We start from the raw sequence: 18,580 nt of genomic DNA, 5'->3' as shown, positions 1-18,580 counted from the left end.
TGTCGCGAAGAGGTCCAAGGGGTCCAAAGGGTCAATGGGCGATGGCAAGCGGCGTCGCGGCGATAGCGAGCGCCGCGGTCCGGCTCGATGGCCGCTGTCGCAGCTGCGCCAGCCTGCGGGCGGCGTAGAGGTTCGAACCGCCGCGCCGGGCGAGGCGTTCACTGAGGACGTGGTTGGCCCGATCATGATTGCCGGAGCGGATCAGGCTTTCGATATGGGCCTGCTCGAACAGGTCGCGCTGGGCGTGGCTGCCGCCGATGGCAACAAGCCCGCTGCGGGCGCTGCCGAGCAGGCGGGAGGCCTCGGCATAGTCGCCCTCATGGAAGGCGATCAGGCCGAACGCCGCGAGCGCGCCGTTGCGGGCGGCTTCGCGCCGTTCGCCGCTCGGATGCGTCTGGCAATCCTCGACCAGCCCGCGCGCGATGGTTTCGGCCGCGTCATGTTGGCCGGCGCCGAGCAGCGCGAGCGCGTAATGCAGGTCGGCGAAGACGAGGCGGCCGTCATGAACGCGGCCTTCGGCCTTGGCAGCGAGTTCCTCCCAGCGCGAGCCGACATCGACGCCGGCATAGTCGAGCCTGGCCAGCAGCGAGGCGCCGTTGGCGATGTCGCGGTAATCATCGGTCTGCTCGCCGCGGATCTCCTCGTCATAGAGGCGCAGCACTTCAGCGGTCTCGCCGCGCTCGAGCCGGAACAGAGCGAGGTGCCAGACGATATGGAAGCGCAGATTATTGGCATGGGCCCAGTTGCGACCATCGCCGAGCCAGGCGACGCCCTCATTGGCGCGGCCAGTCATCTCCAGCACATGCGCCACGGCATGGCGGCCCCAGGCGTCGCGCGGGCTCAGGGCGACTGCGCGGCGCCCAGTGCGCTCGGCCTCGGCATAGAAGCCCTGCTCCTCCAAGGCGAACGCGTAGCAGCCATTGACATAGCCGGCGAGCGGATGGCTCTCGGCGAAGCCCGGCACGACGCGGCGCAGGCTCGCAAGCATCTCAGCCTGGTCGCCGAGCATGAAGCGCAGGCCGTGCGAGAGCTTCAGCGCCAGCACGTCGAAGGGATGGCTGTCGAGGATGGCCTCCAGGCGTTGCGCCGCCTGGCGCGGCGCGTCTGCGAGCCAGAGCGCCAGCGCCTCGCTGATCATGTGCTCGCGCCGCGTCGCCGGGCGCTGTGCCATGGCGGCCTGGGCCTTCGCCAGGCAGTCGCGTGCAGCGCCGAGCAGTTCGGGCCGCGCCAGCGAGAGCAGCATCAGGCCCTTGGCCGCATGAGCGAGCGCGAAACCGGAATCGGCGTCGAGGGTGCGGGCGAGATGCTCGGGCGTCGCTGCGGCATGCGCCAGCAGCGCCTCCAGCGTGTCGTTCCAGGCCAGCCGGGCCGCGTCGTTGGCGACGGTGACGCGGTCGCCCGATAGATCGTGATACATGAGGCTGCTCCATTGCAGCGCCCGGCAAGGGCGCTCATCGGGGAGTTCGCAGGGCGCCGTTCAAACGGAGATCAACTCGCTTCACGGACGCGTGTTGGCAGGGCCGCGGCCGGCCCGTCCTGCCGCACTGGCTCTGACTTGGGCTCTGACTTGGGCTCGGGCTTGGGCGCCGGCCCGGCCCAGGGCTGGCTCTTGAACCAGCCGACGATGACGGCAACCGCGAGGATCAGCGCAAAGCCTGCCAGGTTGAGCAGCGCGACGCTGGCCTCGCCGCGCCCCAGCATGTCGGCGGCCGTGCCGGCGAGGCGCGCCAGCACGACGCTGGCGAGGAAGGTCGCGAGCGACTGCCGGCCGATCAGGATCAGGAGATGGCCGGCTCCGCTGTCGAGCCGCTGGCGCCAGGGTTCGATCAGGCTCAGCACGAGATAGGCCAAAGCGAGGAAATGCAACACGCGCAGGATATGCAGGTTGCTCTTCTCGGCTTCGGGGATGATCAGGTCGCGCAAGGCCTGCGCGGCCGGCCAATGCTCCAGGATGCCCCAGAAGGAGAGCGGCACACAGAGCAGGATGAAGCCGGCGGCGGCCAGCATCAATCTGGTGTCGCCGAGCCGCGGCACCGGCAGCCATTTCATCGTGATGAAGAAGCCGATGAAGAAGACGAATTGCCAGGCGAAGGGGTTGAGGAACCAGCCGGCGCCATTCCAGGGATTGCCGGGCAGGTTGAGGCCCTCTGTCCAGACCAGCGCGTAGAGCAAACCGGCCAGCAGGAAGGGCAGGGCGGCATGGAGGCGCCTGAGCACCATCATGACCGGCACCAGCGCCAGGATGACGAGGTACATCGGCAGAATGTCGAGATAATCGGGCTGCCAGGTCAGGGTGGCCAGGCCGAAGAGCGCGGTCTCCGCGTCGCTCAGCAGCGGCGGGAATTGCCTGGCGAGCTCGGCCAAGCCGAAGGCGCGGTCGAGCAGGCCTGCGAGCGCGATCAGCGCCAGCACGAGGCCAAGCTGCGCCCAATAGACCTGCCAGATCCGGTAGGCGATGCGCGCGGTGCCCAGCCAGAGGCCGCGCCGGACGAAGACGCTGCCGAAGGCGAGCGCGCTGGCGATGCCGGAGCAGAAGACGAAGAGCTCTGCGCCGGAGGAAAAGCCGAAGCGCGCCGGGATGAAGGCGTTCCAGCTGTTCTCCGGCAGATGCGCCACGAAGATGATCAGCATGGTCAGGCCGCGGAAGAAGTCGAGCCGCTCGTCGCGCGGCCGCTTCGCCGCTGGCGGGGAGGGGCCGGCGGCGGGCCCGGTCGCGGTGTCGTTGGCGCTGTTTGCGAGGCTCGTCAAAGAAGTGTGGCGCATGCAGGGTCTCCGGCGGGCCGCGTCAGTGGCTGCGTGGGAGAGATCGCAGCGGCCGGCGCCACGGTTACATCTTCACGGAAAAGTGAGCCTGGCGCCGGTGCGCCCCAGTGGCACCTCGGGCGGCATGATCAGCCTCCAGGCGCGCTCGACCCAACCGGCGGAGGCGATGTGGCCGCCAGTATGCAGACAGAGTTCGAGCCGGGCCGGGCCGGCGCAGCCACTCGCCAGGCGGCAGCTCAGTTCAGGGGGATCGGCCGGCGCTTGCGTCTCGGCGACCAAGGAGGCGGTGCAGCCGCCAGGCGCCAGGATCGCCAAGCTCTTGAAGACATCGCCCTGCTTGTAGCCGGACCGCAAGCTGCGCCCGGCCAGCGGCACGGTGGTGTCGCTCACGCCATGGACATGGATCAGGTTCGGGCGCGGACCGGCGCAGCCGCTCGGCAGCGGCTCCCAGAAGGCGCCGGCGATCGGCGCGAACCCGGCAAAGCGCGTCGGCATCCGGCAGGCCAGATACCAGACCATCGAGCCGCCTTGCGAGAAGCCGCTTGCCAGGATCCGGCCAGGGTCGACCGGGAAGCGCCGTGCGACATCGTCGAGAACGTGGCCGACATAGGCGAACTCGTCGCGGTTATGGCCGGGCGAACCGGGATAGGACCAGGTGCGGGCCATGCCGTCCGCCGCGATCAGGGCGACGCCGAGGTTTTGCGCCACGCCGACGAGCCCCTGATCGGCGATCGTCTCGTCAGCCGAGCCCTGATAGCCGTGGAAATACAGGATCGCGCCGCTGCGCTGCCCGGCCGGCACTTGTGGCAGGATGATGCGGTAAGAACCGCCATCGACCAGGCAGCCGCCCTCGGTCGGGCAGGAATCGGCAGGCTTGCGATTGGCAGGCTTGCGGTCGGTCGGATTCTGGGCCGGCGCGGGGCCGGTCAGGACAAGGCTGGTGGCAAGAGCCGCTATCCAGCGCGCAAGACGCTGTCCCGCAGCCAAATCCCTCGCGCTCATCTCCGAGGCTCCTGTGCATGCGCGCCCACACAGCGCCTCCCGCAGGCGCGAGCCTATAGTGTCGGCCAGCGGGGTTCATCGCCAGGTCACGGGCTTGTGAGCCCAGTGACGGCATGCGACGGAATAAGCCGGATTTTGCCTCGCCATCCCCGGAAAAGCGCATAGCCTTGTCGCTCCTGGAACTCGAAAAGCAGCTGCGCCCCGTCTTCCTGGCTGCCCTGGCCGGCGATGCCGCGGCCTATCGGCTCTTCCTCGATACGATCAGCCTGCGTCTGCGCGGCTATCTCAGACAGATGCTGGCGCGCGCCGGTCGCAGCGAGGCGAGCGAGGCCGAGGACGTGCTGCAGGAGACCTTGCTGGCCCTGCATCTCTCCCGCCACACCTATGATCCTGCGAGCCCGGTGACGGCCTGGGCCCATGCGATCGCGCGCTACAAGCTCGTCGACCATCTGCGCCGCAGCGGGCGTCACGCCGCAAACCTGCCGATCGACGAGGAGGCCTTTCAACTGGCCGCGCCCGACAGCGCCGCCCCGGATGCCAGGCTCGATCTGGAGCGCGCGATGCAGGCTCTGCCGGAGCGCACACGCGCTCTGATCGACCGGGTCAAGATTCAAGGGACGAGCGTGGCCGAGGCAGCGAACGCCGCGGGAATGACCGAGACGGCGGCCAAGGTCGCGATCCATCGCGGCTTGCAGGCCATGGCGAAATTCCTGTCGAAGCGCGGGACACACACGGCATGAGCCCGATACAAGATCGATGCACCGTAACCTTTCGCCGGTTTGCCGCGAATTCCCTCCCGAACCGAACTTATTCGTAAGATCAGACATGCAAACCAACGACCTGATCTCCCTCATGGCCGCGAGCCACCAGCCGGTCGACACCGGCTGGCTCAGACGCGCGACCGGTATCGCCGCGCTCGCGGCGCTTGCGGTCACGGTCGGGCTCGTCCTCGTCACGCTTGGCACACGGCCCGATCTCGCCCGCGCCTGGATGACGCTTCCGGTCATCGCCAAGGCCATGTTCGGAGCCGGCGTCGCGACCATCGCGCTCGTGCTGTTCCAGCGGAGCCTGCGTCCCGGGCTGAAGGCAGCGCGGCTCCTGCCGATGCTCGCGATTCCGCTGCTGCTGGTGACGGGCTGGGCCCTGCTGAGCCTGAACCAGGCGCCGGTCGAGCAGTGGAGCGCGCTGGTCTTCGGCCGTTATTGGCGCGCCTGCCTTATCGCCGTGCCGCTCTATGCGCTGTGTCCTCTCGTCGTCCTGCTGCTGCTGGCGCGCCGGGGCGCTCCGACGAATGGGCGTCTCACCGGCGCTTGCGCCGGCCTGGCCTCGGCCGGTCTCGCTGCGGTGGCCTACAGCCTGCATTGCCCTGACGACACGGCGCCATTCCTGGCGACCTGGTACACGCTCGCCATCGCGATCATGGCTTGCCTCGGCGCACTCACCTTCCCGCGCCTGATCCGCTGGTGAGGCGGCACAGCCGCCGGCTTTGACCGATGGTTGCGAGTTTGGCAGATGGCGCGGGGTGGGGAGCCGCTATTCGATCCGGGCGCCTGAATTTGCCACATTGTGCCTTTACAGATTGTGGCTCGGCGACGATTCGTTCGGCCGGCTCCCGATGCGCTGATCAAGCGCCGAGCCCGGAACCCGCATTCATCGAAGTTTGACCGCTGCCCGAATGCAGCGTGCCGCTGCGCTTCTGCGCCCGCCGATTTCCCTAGGACGTAACTGCTGCGCGGCTTAGCCGCGTCGCGAATGGATGACTATGCACCACACCACTGAAACCAAGCCTGCAACCGGGCATCAGCGCCCCGACATGACGAACGCGGCCAACCTGACGAACGCGGCCAAGACCGCACCCCGAAAATCCGATCCGAACTGGAAGCCCGAGCCCTGCGGCCTTACCCGCGCGGAACTGCGCAAGATCGTCGCTGACATCATGGGGTGAAGATCCCGTGATGAGGATCTCATGCGACTGCACCATACCCAATCACCGGCTTCACCGACGGCTCGCACCTACAGCGTCTTGAGATATTCGATGAGGTCCAGACGCTCCGGCTCGCTCAGCGCTCGGCCAATCACGCCATTGGGCAAGTGCTGACCATCTCCTTCAAAAGAGTGTCCAGAGTTGCTGTTGCCGATATGGGCGGTATCGAAGGTGAACTCACCTTTTTTGCATTCGGCTTGACCTGCCAGGGGAGGAAACCCGACATGGCCAGGGTCGAAGTCCTGCGCGCCCAGGCAAAACCGCGTTGGGCGGGCGGAAGCCGGTAAAAGCATCCACCAGAGCGAGGGAACGGAACCGTTGTGGAGATATGGCGCTGTGGCCCAGACGCCGTCCAGAGGGCGCGCCCTGTATACGGGACCATTCTTATTTGGACAGTTGGGCCGGGTTCCGATGATGTCGCCTTTGAAAGGTGCCGAGCTTTGGTTGTCTTCAAACCAGCGAGCGACGACCCGATCGACCACCGCCATCAAGGCTGGCGCAAACAGCTCTTTGCCATCGACCTTCCCTGGAACATCGGTGCAGCCCCAGTTCTCACCCAATTCCTTGGCCGGATCCATTTTTAGGACATCAGGGATCTCGACCTTGCGCGTCTGCAGCACATTGCTTTGCTCACGGTCGGTTCCCATTGCGGCGGCCGGTTTTTGAACGACACTGAGGACGGTATCGGCCGGGCTCTCCTTGTGTTTCCAGGCCTGCGAAGTCCACAGCGACGCTTCGGGGTAAGTCCGATCGAAGGTTGGATCCCGCGCCGGTCCGAGATGACACTCGACGCAAAACTGCTTGTAGAGGGCACGCCCTCGCCCCACGCGTTCGTCATTGATGCGCCATTTGGGGTCGTCGGCGAAATACTGGCTCGGCCAGTGCGGGGCAGCCAGCCCCTTGAAGCCCTTTGTATCGCCGCTGAACGGATGGTCGCCTTTCAGCAATTCTTCGAACCAATAGAGGTTCTGAAGGATGACCGAAGAGCGGAAAAAGGTCGCCGGGTCGGTAGCGGACACCATATTGACCTTGGCGGACACGCCCAGCGCTTCACCGGCGTTGCGAACGAGTGGCTGCAGGATCGATGCATCATATTGCGCCCAGGAGAACCAGGGCGTGCCCCAGATCGGCGGAAAGCTGACGGGAGCGTGGAGCGCAGCGAGATTGGTATCGGGGACCTTGCTTTGAGCGTGTGCGTCAGAGGATTTGTCTGAAATCCGCAAATTTTCGAAGAATACTTGGTTGCCGATACGATTTAAGGCGTCGAGCCGACCGATACCCTCGATCGTATCTCGTTCGGGGTCGCCGTTCTTGTCTTTGCGCGCCTTGATGATTTCTCTATTCCCTAAACGGAGATTCAAGCCCTCCATCACCTCTGTCATATCCGTTTTCAGCTTGGCGAGCGCCTCTGGCGCGGGATCCTGCCCCAACAGCCGGGTTGCAAAGCGCTGAAACCGAAACGGAACCCACCAGGCGTAGTAGATGGAAAGTCCGATGGCCTGTTCGAGTTTCCCCAGATCGATCATGGCGGGACCGCCGTCGAACCGCAGGCTTGTGCCCTTATACGTCAGATGTCCGGTATGGCAGGCCGCACATGTGAAACCCAATTGATCCGGCATTGGCGATCCGCGGGTCGGATCTTGTCGTCCTGGCATGCGCGCAAAACCGACCGGTAAGCCGTCCAGATTGTCGGCGCCGGTCCGGGGCACAGCAGTGGCCACGGTCATTGTTGCCTCGGTGGAGGGAAAATACCCGTAGCGCTGTAAGGTTTCGAGCCCCGTGTCCAAGCTGCGTGGGCTGGGTATGAAACCGAACCGCTCCAGATAACCCGGCTCGGTCAGAAGGCCGGGCGTCCCGAGATAGGAAAATTCGGGCTGTTCCAGCGCGACAAACCACGCGTAAGGAACAGGAATGGTCGCCGTGCCTTGAGACGCATGATGGAACCAGTGGCGATCGGCCTGCGACCAGTTCTGGTCAAGCCACTGCGCCTGTTTGATCGGCGCACGAACGGGCAGTGTCGGGCGCAATGCCAGATCAATGGGGGTGCCCGGGAATGCCTGCTTGAGGGCATCGGGAAACTGCATGGCCGCGATGAGCGCCAGACCGATGAGGGCAGCCAGACCCAGAAAACCGCGCCGAACAACCTTCACCCATGATGCGCGCTTCGACATGTTGCTACCCCGATGTTGAGAACCGCGTCAGTTTGGTGGAGCAGCGTCGGAGCCCGGTTCCGCGCTGGACGATATCGCAGCTACTTTGCCGCCAGCGAATCGTTGATGAATTTGACGACCTCAGCCGTTTCTTCCGCCGTGCGTCGCGAAACCGTCGCCTGAACCGGTCCCTCGATCGGTGGGGACCAGCCAAAATTGCGAACATTCCACGGCCCGTTCGGCAAAGCCTTCGTGTCGACGCCGGCGATCGCTTTCGTCTGGAGCAACTCGATGCTGCGACGCGTATCGGTGTGACAGCTGACGCAGTCCGTGTTGAAGAAATGGCTCTTCCTGGGATCTGCGATCGTATCGAGGATCGTTTTGATTTCGGCCGGGCCCGGCGTTTGCCCGGCGAACAGATCTGCTGTCGAGACGCCCTTGCGCTTCGCGGGCTCTGGAACAGGCTGGATCAGGGCAGCATGCTGACAGGTGATGGGGTTCAGGTTGTTCGGTGACGGCTTGGGAACGACCTTGTTGCCGGAGGCGTTCGGGTCCAGCATTTGCGCAAACTGCGTTCCATCGAGCGCTGGGCCGTGAACCGGGATGAATCCACCATTCGGCAGAAGCGGCGAGACACCGGCCGGGATCGGGGCCATCGATAGGAAAATCCATGGCTCTGCCTTGTCGGCAGGAAGTCCCATGATTGCCATGGCCCTTAAGCGCGCACCGCTGAGATGGCGTTCGAGAAACGCCTTCATGGCAATGCGAACGCCGTCGCGCGTGGTTGCATCGGTCAATCCGGGATGCGCCCCTAAGGCCGCGGTTGTGGTCGTCACCCGGTGTCGCCCAAATCGCCCTGCGGCCAGTTTGGTTTTAAGGTCGGTGAGCTCCACGACAATCTGCTTGAATGCGGCGGTGTCCGGCTTCGGCCGTGTGAAACAGCCGGGCTGAGCCGGCGCGTCCTCGCCGTCAGTGAACGTGTAGATCAGGTGGACCGCGATATCCTGGATTTCGGGCTCGCCGGCGGCATTCTTGATGACCGGCTGCACAATCAGCCGAATCTGAGGAGATTGGCCGAATTGTTCGATGATGTTTTTGGAAAGCCCGGGAGCGCCGGCATCAATGCGAATGCCTGCAATGTGCCAGGCATCGATCGTGAGCGCGTCCTTGGGCAAGCCAATCCGCGCTGACCCGTCGACCTGGCCGGCCGGGCTAGCGGCGATCGCGAGGAGCTGCTTGAAGGCGCTGTCTGGCCACACCGGCTCTTGTTGGGTTGGGTTTTTGGGGTCTTTCGACACGAGGTCCTTGATCGCCAGGACGCGATTCAAATCCGCTCGCTTGAGAGGAGCCGGAAACAGCCAGGACACGTCCGCGCTCGAGAGCAGGGTTGGCGAGGCTGCAGGTTTGGCCTGCGCCGGCCCTCCCAACCAATCAAACGGTAAATCTTGGATATGGCTGGAGAGCCTGCCGCCAATATTTGTCACGCCAAGTGCGCCCAATGCAACAAAAGCCGCGCGCCAACCGGATGTCTTGCGAGCATTTGCCATTTCATGCTTCACTTTTCAAGAGTAAGGATTTTTTCGATAAAATACAAGTAAACCAATGCATTGAGCCTCGAACGCGCGATCCATAACGGGCGGCAAGCGGGAGCGAATTCTCCAAATCGAGCCCTTAAACTCCAATGATCGCCACCAATTTGCTCCGTGACCGTCAAAAACATCTATTGCCCGAATTCCCAAGCTCGTCTAGGTGTATTCCTCTAGGTAATAGAATCTAGGAGTGGCCTTAAGTGAAGGCGAATTTCTGAGAGAATGCGCCATTATACGTCATTGACGTTACGGTATCATTCTGCAGATAAGGCGTATAAAAGCCACAACAAAGGATTGAGGGCTGCTTTGCTTAAGAAGATTATCTTTGCAATAATAGGATGCTCGCTTCTGTTGGCATTGAGCGGTGCGTTGACGTACGCTGTTACGGTTGGGAGTATTAAGGTCGGGCTGATTTCAAAAGGTGATCCCGGAAAATCAGAAGCATGCGAGCGCTATGGGTTGCCATTTTACGAAAAATACAACCAAGAGCTGGCGTCGAACGATTATCTTCCGTTCGCAATCGCAAGCTTGAACGTCTACAAATATAAATTCAATTCTGAGTTTACGCTCTCATATTACGCTTCCCAATTTCAGCTGATAGCTGACGCCGATCACATTAACCCAGACATGGATATACATTTCAGGGACGGAGCGGAGCCGCTAGCAATTGCCGCGTTTCGTGGCACAAGGTTCACGAATTTCTGGGATTGGTATGCCAATTTTTCTTGGTTCACGGGCTTTCTGCCGATCGACAATGCCTATGACTCGGCCCGGCGGGACTTCGCGAAGGCGCGGGACCGGGTTCAGCAGTTAGCGCCGGGTAAGACGATAAGATGGATCGCAACCGGTCATTCACTAGGTGGGGGGCTTGCCCAGCACATTGCTTTTGGCTTCCCATGTGTCTCAGCAGTGGTGTTGGATACATCGTTTGTGACGAACAAGCACGTCTATGATGCTCCTCACGATGCAGCCGTGATTGTTCACCTTCATGATAAGCGGGACGAGCTCACCAAGCTGCACCATTGGATATTCAAGGAGCAGGACACCCCTACTTACCGCTGGTACCCGCTCAAATTGGTTCCGAAGGGAACGATGGGTCATGACAGCCTGCGTTTCGTTGTTGGAATGTCGGGGATGGCTACCAATTGCCAGGTAAGAAGCGACTGCCAAATCCCCAAAACAGACCTCAGGGCAGCAAATATTTACTGTCCAACCTACGGCAGAAAGGATGAAGTGTGTCAGCCTATCCTTAAAAAGCTGGGTTTATTAAATAAATGAGAGGATGCTGATGATGCCGTTCGCGATTTAAGTCTTGTAGATAGACAATGATGATCGAACTGATCGTCTGCTAAATTGGAGGGTATTGATTCCCGGGCCGTGTGATGGCGTCAGAGTGGCAGCATTTTCGCCAGGAACGTAATCAACAACAGCATTTGGAAAGAAAGACAATATGGGGAAGAATATTATTATCTTTTCTGACGGGACGGGCCAGTCTGGAGGGCTCTTCCCTGACGAGGCACGCAGCAATGTCTACAAATTATTCAGGGCAACCAGATGCGGTCCCGAAAGCGATATCGATCCAGCCCGACAATTCGCATTCTATGACCCCGGCCTGGGCTCCGCCAGCGATGGCGGCGGATACCGATTTTCATGGATGCGCAAGATCTACAACATCATGAGCGGGGCGACCGGCCTGGGGATCACCCGCAACATCATCGATTGCTACGCAGCGATTCTGCGGGTTTGGGAGCCCGGCGATCGCATCTATCTCTTCGGTTTCAGCCGTGGGGCTTATACGGCAAGGTGCGTTGCCGGCGTTCTGGGCCTTTGCGGCGTGCCAACCCGCATGAAGGACGAATCACCACTGCGCCGGGATCCCGTCACGGCTCGAGCCATCGCAGCGGAAGCGGTGAAAAGCGTTTACCAGCACGGCAGCTCCATCAAAGACGACCCGAAGAAAGCGGAGCGGTTGGCCAAGGCGGCTGCCTTTCGGGAAACCTATGGTTCAAATGAGGACGATCGATCCAACGCGCCACCCTATTTTATCGGTGTGTGGGATACGGTTGCGACATTGGGAGTGGGCTGGATTCCGCTGATAGTGATATCGCTGATCGCGTATTTCTTATCGACTGCAGCGGTTTATATGCTGAGCCGTTTGTTCGCATCGCAATTGCCGAACGCCATAGAGAAAATGTCCTGGTGGGGGAGCCTTCTCACGGTCGTCGCGATCTCCGGAATTGCTTATTTGATTATGAGCTTCCGCTACAGGCAATGGATGAGCCTGGCGAAGTATCGGATGGCTTTTTACGATACTACGCTCAACCCCCGCGTGGACTACGCACGCCATGCCCTTGCGATCGATGAGAACCGCCGGGACTTCCAGCGAGTGGCTTGGGCGGAAGATGGTTCGGCCGACTTTTTTGCCGGCCGTGAAGGCCCAGAACGCTTCAAACAGATCTGGTTCTGCGGCGTGCATTCCGACGTCGGAGGCAGCTACATAGAGCCGGAATCGCGGCTGTCGGACATTTCGCTGAAATGGATGACCGACGAGGCAAAGGAATTGCCTTGCCCGATTTTCGTCGACGAGAGGTATCTTAGAACATTCCCGCTGCCGACGGGAATGCAACATGACGAACGGCAAAACACCTTGGCGGGCTGGTCACGCTGGTTCGTTTGGACCCTGTCGCTCTTTCTCGCGCCGGATCGCATTGGCTGGCCGGAGGGTTTCCGCAATATCCCTCATAATGCGCCCTTGCACCCCTCCGTCCTGGAACGGTTCCAGGCGCTCGGCGTGATTTCATATGGCGATTTCAAGCCCTATCGCCCGCCTTCGCTGTGTGAGCATCAAGATGTTCGGCAATACTACCAGGCATGATCGTCCCGGCAGAGGGGGCTAACCGGCGGCGCTCCGGATGGGGAAGCGTCGCTTGCGGATCATGGCCGAGGGCCATTGCCTGCATATAGGACTGCATTTGCGGTCCAGGCGACGATGGAACCACCGGGCCATTCCTGATCTGTCGGCGGGTTTCGAGGCTACAGGATCTGGCTTTGCGCTGCATGGTCTCGACTGAGACGAATGAGACGCTCGCGATTGGGAGACGCCATGTTGTGCTTGCCGGGCTATACTTGCCGAGTTGCATTGTGCTGACCCGGCTGCTGCTGGAGCAATTCAAGCGGGGCAGGCTTGGGGTGTCGAGGGGCCTTGCCAGGATCGACCCGGCGCCTGGCCCCCCGGTGGCGCGCGAAACGCCGCGTATGCACCGGTTCGCAAGAGAGAATGCAGGGCTATCAACTCTATAGGTTTTCCGAGGCGCCGATGACGAGCTGGATAAGCTATGAGGTGTCTTCAATGTCTCGTTTGGTTTTGTGTGCAGACTTTATGCGAGCCCGCTCAAATTGGCAGTTCCAGGTCGTGAACCCATAAATTGAGAGAGCGCGCGGATGCGTAGGTTTGATTGCCTGCCGGCTCTGGTGCGCCCGATCATCGCGAGCGTATGCGGGCATTTTTCGAAAGACCGACACAAGATGGGCGCGGGGCTCGTGATCGAAATTATGGCGCGGAATCGTTTCGAGCGGTTTGTGATTGTTTGTTATCGAATTTCATGAGATAATGATATATAAATCAATTTTCATGGATAGATATCGAAATTCATGCAAAAGGGGCAGTGGAAGCCATTTTCAGGCGCCGTGACGGTTTTTCACGGCAGACGCTTGCCGGAAGAGGCCACGCCTGTCGGCTACGCGGCCCTGATCGAAGCCTATGATCTGGCGGCTCCGGTCCCGCTCACCCTGGCGGCGATCGGCCCTCGCCATAAGGTCTACCAAGCCGATGGCTGGCGCATCTATACGCCCCGCCACGCGCCAGATGCCGATCTCGTGGGGCACCTGACCTTCGCCCTGCGTTATGAAGGGCTGGACTTGGTCGTGCTGAAGGCCCTGTTTCGTGCCGCCGGCCCCGATGCGATCATCAGTATGGTGCGGGCCGCTCCGACGGGTGCCTATGCCCGGCGGGTGTGGTTTCTCTTTGAATGGCTGTTGGAGGAGCGGCTCGATCTGCCGGATGCTGGGCAGGGGGCTTACGCCCTGATCGTCGATCCGAAGCTGCAATGGGCGATCGAGGGCACGACCTCTACGCGTCATCGTGTGAAGAACAACCTGCCGGGCACGTCCGGCTTCTGCCCGATGATCTTCCGGACACCGGCGCTGGAGGCGTTCCTCGTCCGCGATCTGGCCGGGGAGGCCCGCCGCCTTGCTGCGGGAGTGCCGGCGGATCTGCTCGCGCGGACGGCGGCCTTCCTGCTGCTCAAGGATTCACGATCGAGCTTCCAGATCGAAGGGGAAGACCCGCCGCAGGACCGAATCCAGCGCTGGGGCCAAGTCATCGGGGAGGCGGGTCGCCGAGCGATCGACCGCGACGAGCTGGAGCGGCTGCAGCGTATCGTCATCGGCGATGCGCGCTTCGTCCATATGGGGCTGCGTCAGGATGGCGGCTTCGTCGGCGAGCATGAGCGCGAAACGGGCGCGCCCATTCCTGACCATATCAGCGCACGGCATCAGGATTTGCCTGAGCTGGTCGCAGGACTGACCGCTTTCGACAGAGGCGCGGCCCGGGCGCTCGATCCCGTGCTTGCCGCTGCCATTCTGGCCTTCGGCTTCATCTATATCCACCCCCTCGAGGATGGGAACGGCCGCCTGCACCGCTATCTCATCCATCACGTGCTGGCTGAGCGCGGTTTCAACCCGCCAGGCCTAGTCTTTCCTGTCTCGGCGGTGATCCTCGACAGGATCGACGACTACCGCCGAACCCTGGAGAGCTATTCGCGCCGCCTGCTTCCGCATGTGCGCTGGCGACCGACCGATCATGGCAATGTCGAGGTGCTGAACGACACGATCGATTTCTACCGCTATTTCGACGCGACCCCGCATGCCGAGTTCCTGTTTGCCTGCGTCGCCCGCACGGTCGATGTCGATCTGCCAGCGGAGACCGCTTTCCTTCGGGCTTACGACACGTTCAAGGGCCGTGTCGCGGGGATGATCGACATGCCGGACAGGTTGCTGGACCTGCTGTTCCGATTCCTGAGGCAGAATGAGGGGCGGCTATCGCAGCGGGCACGTGAGCGGGAATTTGCCGCCCTGACCGATGAGGAGACCGCGGAGATACAAGCGATCTTCGCAGACCTTCGCCTGAGCCTTGATGTCGGGTCTGAACAGCTGAGAGAATAGTACGAGAACGGGTCGCTGGGCGGCGGGGATGCATCTGGTGCGATAGCGTCAGTTTTATCGCAGCCTTGCCTCAACGACAGTAAACGCTGCGGCTTGGCTGAACGTCCGCCGACAAGGCGCTTCGATCTCGCGGGCTGGCGCGGACCGCCTCTTGTCGAGATGGAGCCAAGCGGCGGAGCAGACCCCCGATCAGCGAAACCGGTCGAAAATCGCCCGATTTCGCGTATAAGGGCTCGCAAAGCATGACTTGCGCCGCTCTCGCCTGGATATAATGCAGCACTATCAATCACATAGGTTCTCCGTCGCTCCCATGATGGACTGGACTGATCGGCATTGCCGCATCATCCATCGCCTGATGTCGCGCCGCGCCCGGCTCTATACCGAGATGGTGACGGCGCAGGCCGTGATCCGGGGCGATCGCCAGCGCCTGATCGGCTTCGACGATTTCGAGCATCCGGTCGCGCTCCAGCTCGGCGGCAATGATCCCGTTCTGCTGGCTGAAGCGGCGCGGATCGGCGCCGATTTCGGCTATGACGAGATCAATCTGAATTGCGGCTGCCCCTCTGACCGCGTCCAGGGCGGCGCCTTCGGGGCCTGCCTGATGCGCGAGCCGGCGCTCGTGGGCGATTGCGTCGCGGCGATGAAGGCTGCCGCTGCCATCCCTGTGACGGTGAAATGCCGTATCGGCGTCGATGATCAGGATCCGGAAGAGGCGCTGGATGCGCTGACTGCGGCGGTGCGTGCGGCCGGCGTCGACGCCTTGACCGTCCATGCCCGCAAAGCCTGGCTCCAGGGGCTCTCGCCGAAGGAGAACCGCGAGGTGCCGCCGCTCGACTATGAGCGCGCCTACAGGCTGAAGGACGCCAATCCCGACCTCGTCGTCACCATCAATGGCGGCATTCGCGCGCCTGACGAATGGAGCGGCCATCTCGCCCGTCTCGACGGCGTCATGATCGGCCGCGAGGCCTATCAGAATCCCGAGATCCTGCTCCAGGTCGATCCGCTGCTCTTCGGCGAGGCTGCGCCGGTCGCGGACGCCTTCGCCATGCTGGAGGCGCTGGAGCCACATATCGCGGCGCATCTCGAGCGGGGCGGGCGGCTTCACGCCTTCACGCGCCATCTCGTCGGGCTGTTCCCGGGCCAGCGCGGCGCGCGCCTGTTCCGTCGCCATCTCGCCGAGCATTGCGTTTCTGCGGAGGCGGGGCTTGCCGATCTGCGCGCGGCGGCGGCGCATGTTTCGCGTTATGAAGACGCAGCCGTCGCAGCCGCTTAGGAATTGTTCATGCCGGATGTCTCGCCCCTACAGGAGGACATGGCCCGGCGGATTGCCGACAGCTTTGCCAAGCAGGCCTTCATGAACACGCTCGGCGCCCGGCTGCTGCATGTCGGCGCTGGCGAGATCGAGATCGACTTGCCGGTCTCGAGGCATCTGACCCAGCAGCACGGCTTCGTCCATGCCGGCGCGGTCGCGAGCATCGCCGATTCCGCCGCGGGCTATGCGGCGCTGACGACGATGCCGGCGGGGGTAGGCGTGCTGACGGCCGAGTTCAAGATCAACCTGCTTGCCCCCGCCGCCGGCGAGCGCCTGCTTGCCAAGGGCAAGGTGATCAAGGCCGGGCGCACCTTGACGCTCGCCATGGCCGAGGTTTTCGCGATCTCGGGCGGCACCACCAAGCTCTGCGCCATGCTGACCGCGACCTGCATGACGATCGCCGGGCGCGAGGGCGTGTCCGATTAGAGCGGTTTCCGATCCAGTTGGATCGTTCAACCGCTCAAGATCCTTGTTTTAACGCGTTCTCTTCACGCGAACCGGTGTCCACTTCGCTCGAAAACGCTCTGGTGGGGGCAAAATCGCCCTAGAGCCGGATGATTTCAGATGAAAACACACAGTCATCCCATCTGAAATCCGAATCCGTCTCTCATCAAAAGTTAGAGCAGGATCAATGCGAAAACCGGTTCCCACTTTTCCGCATCCTGCTCCAGGGCTGGGCAATCCCCGAAGCCATCCGGCCCGTTAGACGAGGGGTTTGGTCCGATAATGCGTCCGACATTCCAAACGTGTCGTGCATTTTGCCCTTCGGGTTCGATGTTCATCGCTTGCGCGAATTGAGACATCGAATTCGGAGTCGATGCCACCGAGACCAGATCAGGGCTGACAACGAATGGCAGCAGGGGCTTCGATAGCGGGCTCAGCAACCTACTCGGCTGCGCGCAGGAGGCGGCTGCTCTGCAACAGGCCGCGTCGCTCGAGCAGACCGTGCACGGTGGCCGCGATGTGACCATCGATGCGTTTGAGGTCTCGTGTGATGTCGAGTTGCAGTGCGCTGACGGCAAGCGCCTCTGCGCGGCCGGTGCGCATCTGGGCCAGGTGCCGCTCGACCGCGTCGCGCTCCAGATCGCGGAACATCTCCTTTTCGTGCATGAGCCTTTTTGCCATCGCTTCGTCCTGCGAGATGAAGACGTTCACCGCGAGGCGCAGGTGGTCGCGAAGTCGGCCATGCATGCCGCTGATCCGTTCGAGATCGTCGGCGGGCAGTCGGCGCTGATCACGGATTCGCTTGCCCGCCATTTGCATCAGGTTCTTTTCGATGATGTCGCCGACATGTTCGAGATTGATCGCCAGCGACAGCAGTGCATTCAGGCGATCCTCCTCGGCCTCGCTGAGCGCATCATGGCGGATCGCGCCGACATAGAGCTGGATCTGGTTGTAGAGGCTGTCGAGGACATCGTCCGTGCGGCTGATCTGGAGGATCTTGCCGGTGTCGTTGCTGGCGAACGCATCCTGTGAAGCGGCAAGCATCTCCTCGACGACATCCGCCATCCGGAGCACTTCGCGCGTCGCATTGGACAGGGCGATTGCGGGTGTCCTGAGTGCGGAACGATCGAGATAGCGCGACCGCGCCGGATCGCTGTCGGGCGAGGCGTCGGGAAAGCCGCGCATCAGGAGCCCGGCGATGGCGGGAAGCGGAGCCAGGAAGACCAATGCCATGATCAGGTTGAAGATGAGATGGGCGAAGGCCGCGACCTGCAGCGGCGATATCGCGAGCCGCTCGAGCTGCGGAACGAGGAGAGGCAGCATCGCCAGGCCGAGCAAGCAGCCGATCAGGCGATTGGCAACATTGCCGACGGGCACGCGGCGCGATGACGGGTTGCCCTTGAGAGACTGGATCAGCGGGTTCATCGCGGTGCCGAGATTGCAGCCCAGCACCATCGCAAGCACGGTCTCCAGGCCGATGACGCCAGCCCCGGCGAGGCTCATGACGACCAGGATGGCCGCGACCGACGAATGCGCCGCCCAGCTCAGCAGAGCGGCCAGCAAGAGGGCCACGAGCGGATCCTGCGAAAGTGCGCCCAGCACGACCTTGAGCGTCTGAGAATGTTCGACCGGCTGCATGGTCGCCTGCATCAGGCGCAGCGCCAGCAACATCAGGCCGAGACCAAAGACCGCGCGGCAGCATTCTCGCGGTGTGACGCCGCTGAACCGACGCAGGCCGACATAGCCACCAAGAAGCAGGAGCGGGATCGCCGTGCTCGTGTCGAACGCAACGAACTGGACGATCAATGTCGTGCCGACATTCGCGCCGAGCATCATGGCCAGAGCTGGCACCAGCGCAATCAGACCGACCTCCGCGAACGAAGCGATCATCATCGCGGTCGCGGTGCTCGATTGCAGGCCGGCGGTCACGATGACACCTGCGGCGAAGGCCCGCCAGCGGCTGTTCAGGCCGTCCGCCAGGAGAGAGCGCAAGCGGCTGCCGAGCGCGGCTGAGACCCCGGCCGTCACAAACTGAACGCTCCAGAGCAGCAGCGCGACTTCACCGGCAAGAGCGAGCAGAATCTGGGTCGGCGTCTGTCCGGGCATGGTGCTG

The 18,580-nt window shown here is 62.4% G+C and carries 14 protein-coding genes; 8 read left to right on the top strand and 6 right to left on the bottom strand.

Going from position 1 to position 18,580, the window contains the following annotated elements; translation table 11 throughout:
• Positions 1-31 precede the first annotated feature (31 nt).
• From RMR04_RS20895 to RMR04_RS20885, 3 genes are all read right to left on the bottom strand, one after another.
• The gene (locus RMR04_RS20895; protein ID WP_311910291.1) at positions 32-1,417 is read right to left on the bottom strand and encodes a tetratricopeptide repeat protein; all 1,386 of its coding nucleotides are present in this window, start codon (positions 1,415-1,417) and stop codon (positions 32-34) included.
• Positions 1,418-1,488: 71 nt separating this feature from the next.
• Positions 1,489-2,763, bottom strand: coding sequence for an OpgC family protein (locus tag RMR04_RS20890; protein ID WP_311910290.1), 1,275 nt, complete (start codon positions 2,761-2,763; stop codon positions 1,489-1,491).
• Between the two features lie 72 nt (positions 2,764-2,835).
• Positions 2,836-3,765, bottom strand: a complete 930-nt coding sequence (locus RMR04_RS20885; protein ID WP_311910289.1) for a CE1 family esterase — start codon at positions 3,763-3,765, stop codon at positions 2,836-2,838.
• A gap of 167 nt (positions 3,766-3,932) precedes the next feature.
• On the opposite strand from RMR04_RS20885, the gene RMR04_RS20880 reads away from it, so the two are divergent.
• From RMR04_RS20880 to RMR04_RS20870, 3 genes are all read left to right on the top strand, one after another.
• Entirely contained in the window at positions 3,933-4,505 is a 573-nt protein-coding gene (locus tag RMR04_RS20880; protein ID WP_311910288.1) for a sigma-70 family RNA polymerase sigma factor, read from the top strand.
• Positions 4,506-4,590: 85 nt separating this feature from the next.
• On the top strand, positions 4,591-5,232 hold the full coding sequence (locus RMR04_RS20875; RefSeq protein WP_311910287.1) for an NrsF family protein: 642 nt from the start codon (positions 4,591-4,593) through the stop codon (positions 5,230-5,232).
• Positions 5,233-5,578: 346 nt separating this feature from the next.
• Positions 5,579-5,710: a hypothetical protein gene (locus RMR04_RS20870; protein WP_311910286.1), complete on the top strand. Its 132-nt coding sequence runs from the start codon at positions 5,579-5,581 to the stop codon at positions 5,708-5,710.
• Between the two features lie 68 nt (positions 5,711-5,778).
• Here the strand turns inward: RMR04_RS20870 and RMR04_RS20865 are convergent, their stop codons facing one another.
• Both RMR04_RS20865 and RMR04_RS20860 read right to left on the bottom strand, forming a co-directional pair.
• Entirely contained in the window at positions 5,779-7,920 is a 2,142-nt protein-coding gene (locus tag RMR04_RS20865; protein WP_311910285.1) for a di-heme-cytochrome C peroxidase, read from the bottom strand.
• 80 nt (positions 7,921-8,000) lie between these two features.
• The gene (locus RMR04_RS20860) at positions 8,001-9,446 is read right to left on the bottom strand and encodes a hypothetical protein (protein ID WP_311910284.1); all 1,446 of its coding nucleotides are present in this window, start codon (positions 9,444-9,446) and stop codon (positions 8,001-8,003) included.
• A 264-nt stretch (positions 9,447-9,710) separates the two neighbouring features.
• Here RMR04_RS20860 and RMR04_RS20855 point away from each other — a divergent pair, with 264 nt between their 5' ends.
• From RMR04_RS20855 to RMR04_RS20835, 5 genes are all read left to right on the top strand, one after another.
• Positions 9,711-10,766, top strand: coding sequence for a hypothetical protein (locus RMR04_RS20855; RefSeq protein WP_311910283.1), 1,056 nt, complete (start codon positions 9,711-9,713; stop codon positions 10,764-10,766).
• Between the two features lie 172 nt (positions 10,767-10,938).
• Positions 10,939-12,363, top strand: coding sequence for a DUF2235 domain-containing protein (locus tag RMR04_RS20850; RefSeq protein WP_311910282.1), 1,425 nt, complete (start codon positions 10,939-10,941; stop codon positions 12,361-12,363).
• Between the two features lie 776 nt (positions 12,364-13,139).
• A complete protein-coding gene (locus tag RMR04_RS20845; protein ID WP_311910281.1) occupies positions 13,140-14,711 on the top strand; it encodes a Fic family protein in 1,572 nt (523 codons plus the stop codon).
• 310 nt (positions 14,712-15,021) lie between these two features.
• Positions 15,022-15,984 carry a tRNA dihydrouridine(20/20a) synthase DusA gene (dusA, locus tag RMR04_RS20840; RefSeq protein WP_311910280.1) on the top strand — a complete coding sequence of 321 codons (963 nt, stop codon included), beginning with the start codon at positions 15,022-15,024 and terminating at the stop codon, positions 15,982-15,984.
• A gap of 9 nt (positions 15,985-15,993) precedes the next feature.
• Entirely contained in the window at positions 15,994-16,449 is a 456-nt protein-coding gene (locus RMR04_RS20835; RefSeq protein ID WP_311910278.1) for a PaaI family thioesterase, read from the top strand.
• A 459-nt stretch (positions 16,450-16,908) separates the two neighbouring features.
• Here the strand turns inward: RMR04_RS20835 and RMR04_RS20830 are convergent, their stop codons facing one another.
• The gene (locus RMR04_RS20830) at positions 16,909-18,573 is read right to left on the bottom strand and encodes a Na/Pi cotransporter family protein (RefSeq protein ID WP_311910277.1); all 1,665 of its coding nucleotides are present in this window, start codon (positions 18,571-18,573) and stop codon (positions 16,909-16,911) included.
• Positions 18,574-18,580: the final 7 nt, after the last annotated feature.

Origin of the sequence: Bosea sp. 685 (genome assembly GCF_031884435.1) — a bacterium.
Lineage (GTDB): Bacteria > Pseudomonadota > Alphaproteobacteria > Rhizobiales > Beijerinckiaceae > Allobosea.
Note: the sequence above shows the minus strand (reverse complement) of the source record. Positions and strands in the feature narration are given on the sequence as shown.

Bases quoted from the DNA above. Each gene is read 5' to 3' on its own strand.
- RMR04_RS20885 (WP_311910289.1), bottom strand. From the start codon at position 3,765: ATGAGCGCGAGGGATTTGGCTGCGGGACAGCGTCTTGCGCGCTGGATA.
- RMR04_RS20845 (WP_311910281.1), top strand. From the start codon at position 13,140: ATGCAAAAGGGGCAGTGGAAGCCATTTTCAGGCGCCGTGACGGTTTTT.
- RMR04_RS20830 (WP_311910277.1), bottom strand. From the start codon at position 18,573: ATGCCCGGACAGACGCCGACCCAGATTCTGCTCGCTCTTGCCGGTGAA.
- dusA (WP_311910280.1), top strand. From the start codon at position 15,022: ATGATGGACTGGACTGATCGGCATTGCCGCATCATCCATCGCCTGATG.
- RMR04_RS20865 (WP_311910285.1), bottom strand. From the start codon at position 7,920: ATGTCGAAGCGCGCATCATGGGTGAAGGTTGTTCGGCGCGGTTTTCTG.
- RMR04_RS20835 (WP_311910278.1), top strand. From the start codon at position 15,994: ATGCCGGATGTCTCGCCCCTACAGGAGGACATGGCCCGGCGGATTGCC.
- RMR04_RS20870 (WP_311910286.1), top strand. From the start codon at position 5,579: ATGACGAACGCGGCCAACCTGACGAACGCGGCCAAGACCGCACCCCGA.
- RMR04_RS20890 (WP_311910290.1), bottom strand. From the start codon at position 2,763: ATGCGCCACACTTCTTTGACGAGCCTCGCAAACAGCGCCAACGACACC.
- RMR04_RS20850 (WP_311910282.1), top strand. From the start codon at position 10,939: ATGGGGAAGAATATTATTATCTTTTCTGACGGGACGGGCCAGTCTGGA.
- RMR04_RS20895 (WP_311910291.1), bottom strand. From the start codon at position 1,417: ATGTATCACGATCTATCGGGCGACCGCGTCACCGTCGCCAACGACGCG.
- RMR04_RS20875 (WP_311910287.1), top strand. From the start codon at position 4,591: ATGCAAACCAACGACCTGATCTCCCTCATGGCCGCGAGCCACCAGCCG.
- RMR04_RS20855 (WP_311910283.1), top strand. From the start codon at position 9,711: ATGCGCCATTATACGTCATTGACGTTACGGTATCATTCTGCAGATAAG.
- RMR04_RS20860 (WP_311910284.1), bottom strand. From the start codon at position 9,446: ATGGCAAATGCTCGCAAGACATCCGGTTGGCGCGCGGCTTTTGTTGCA.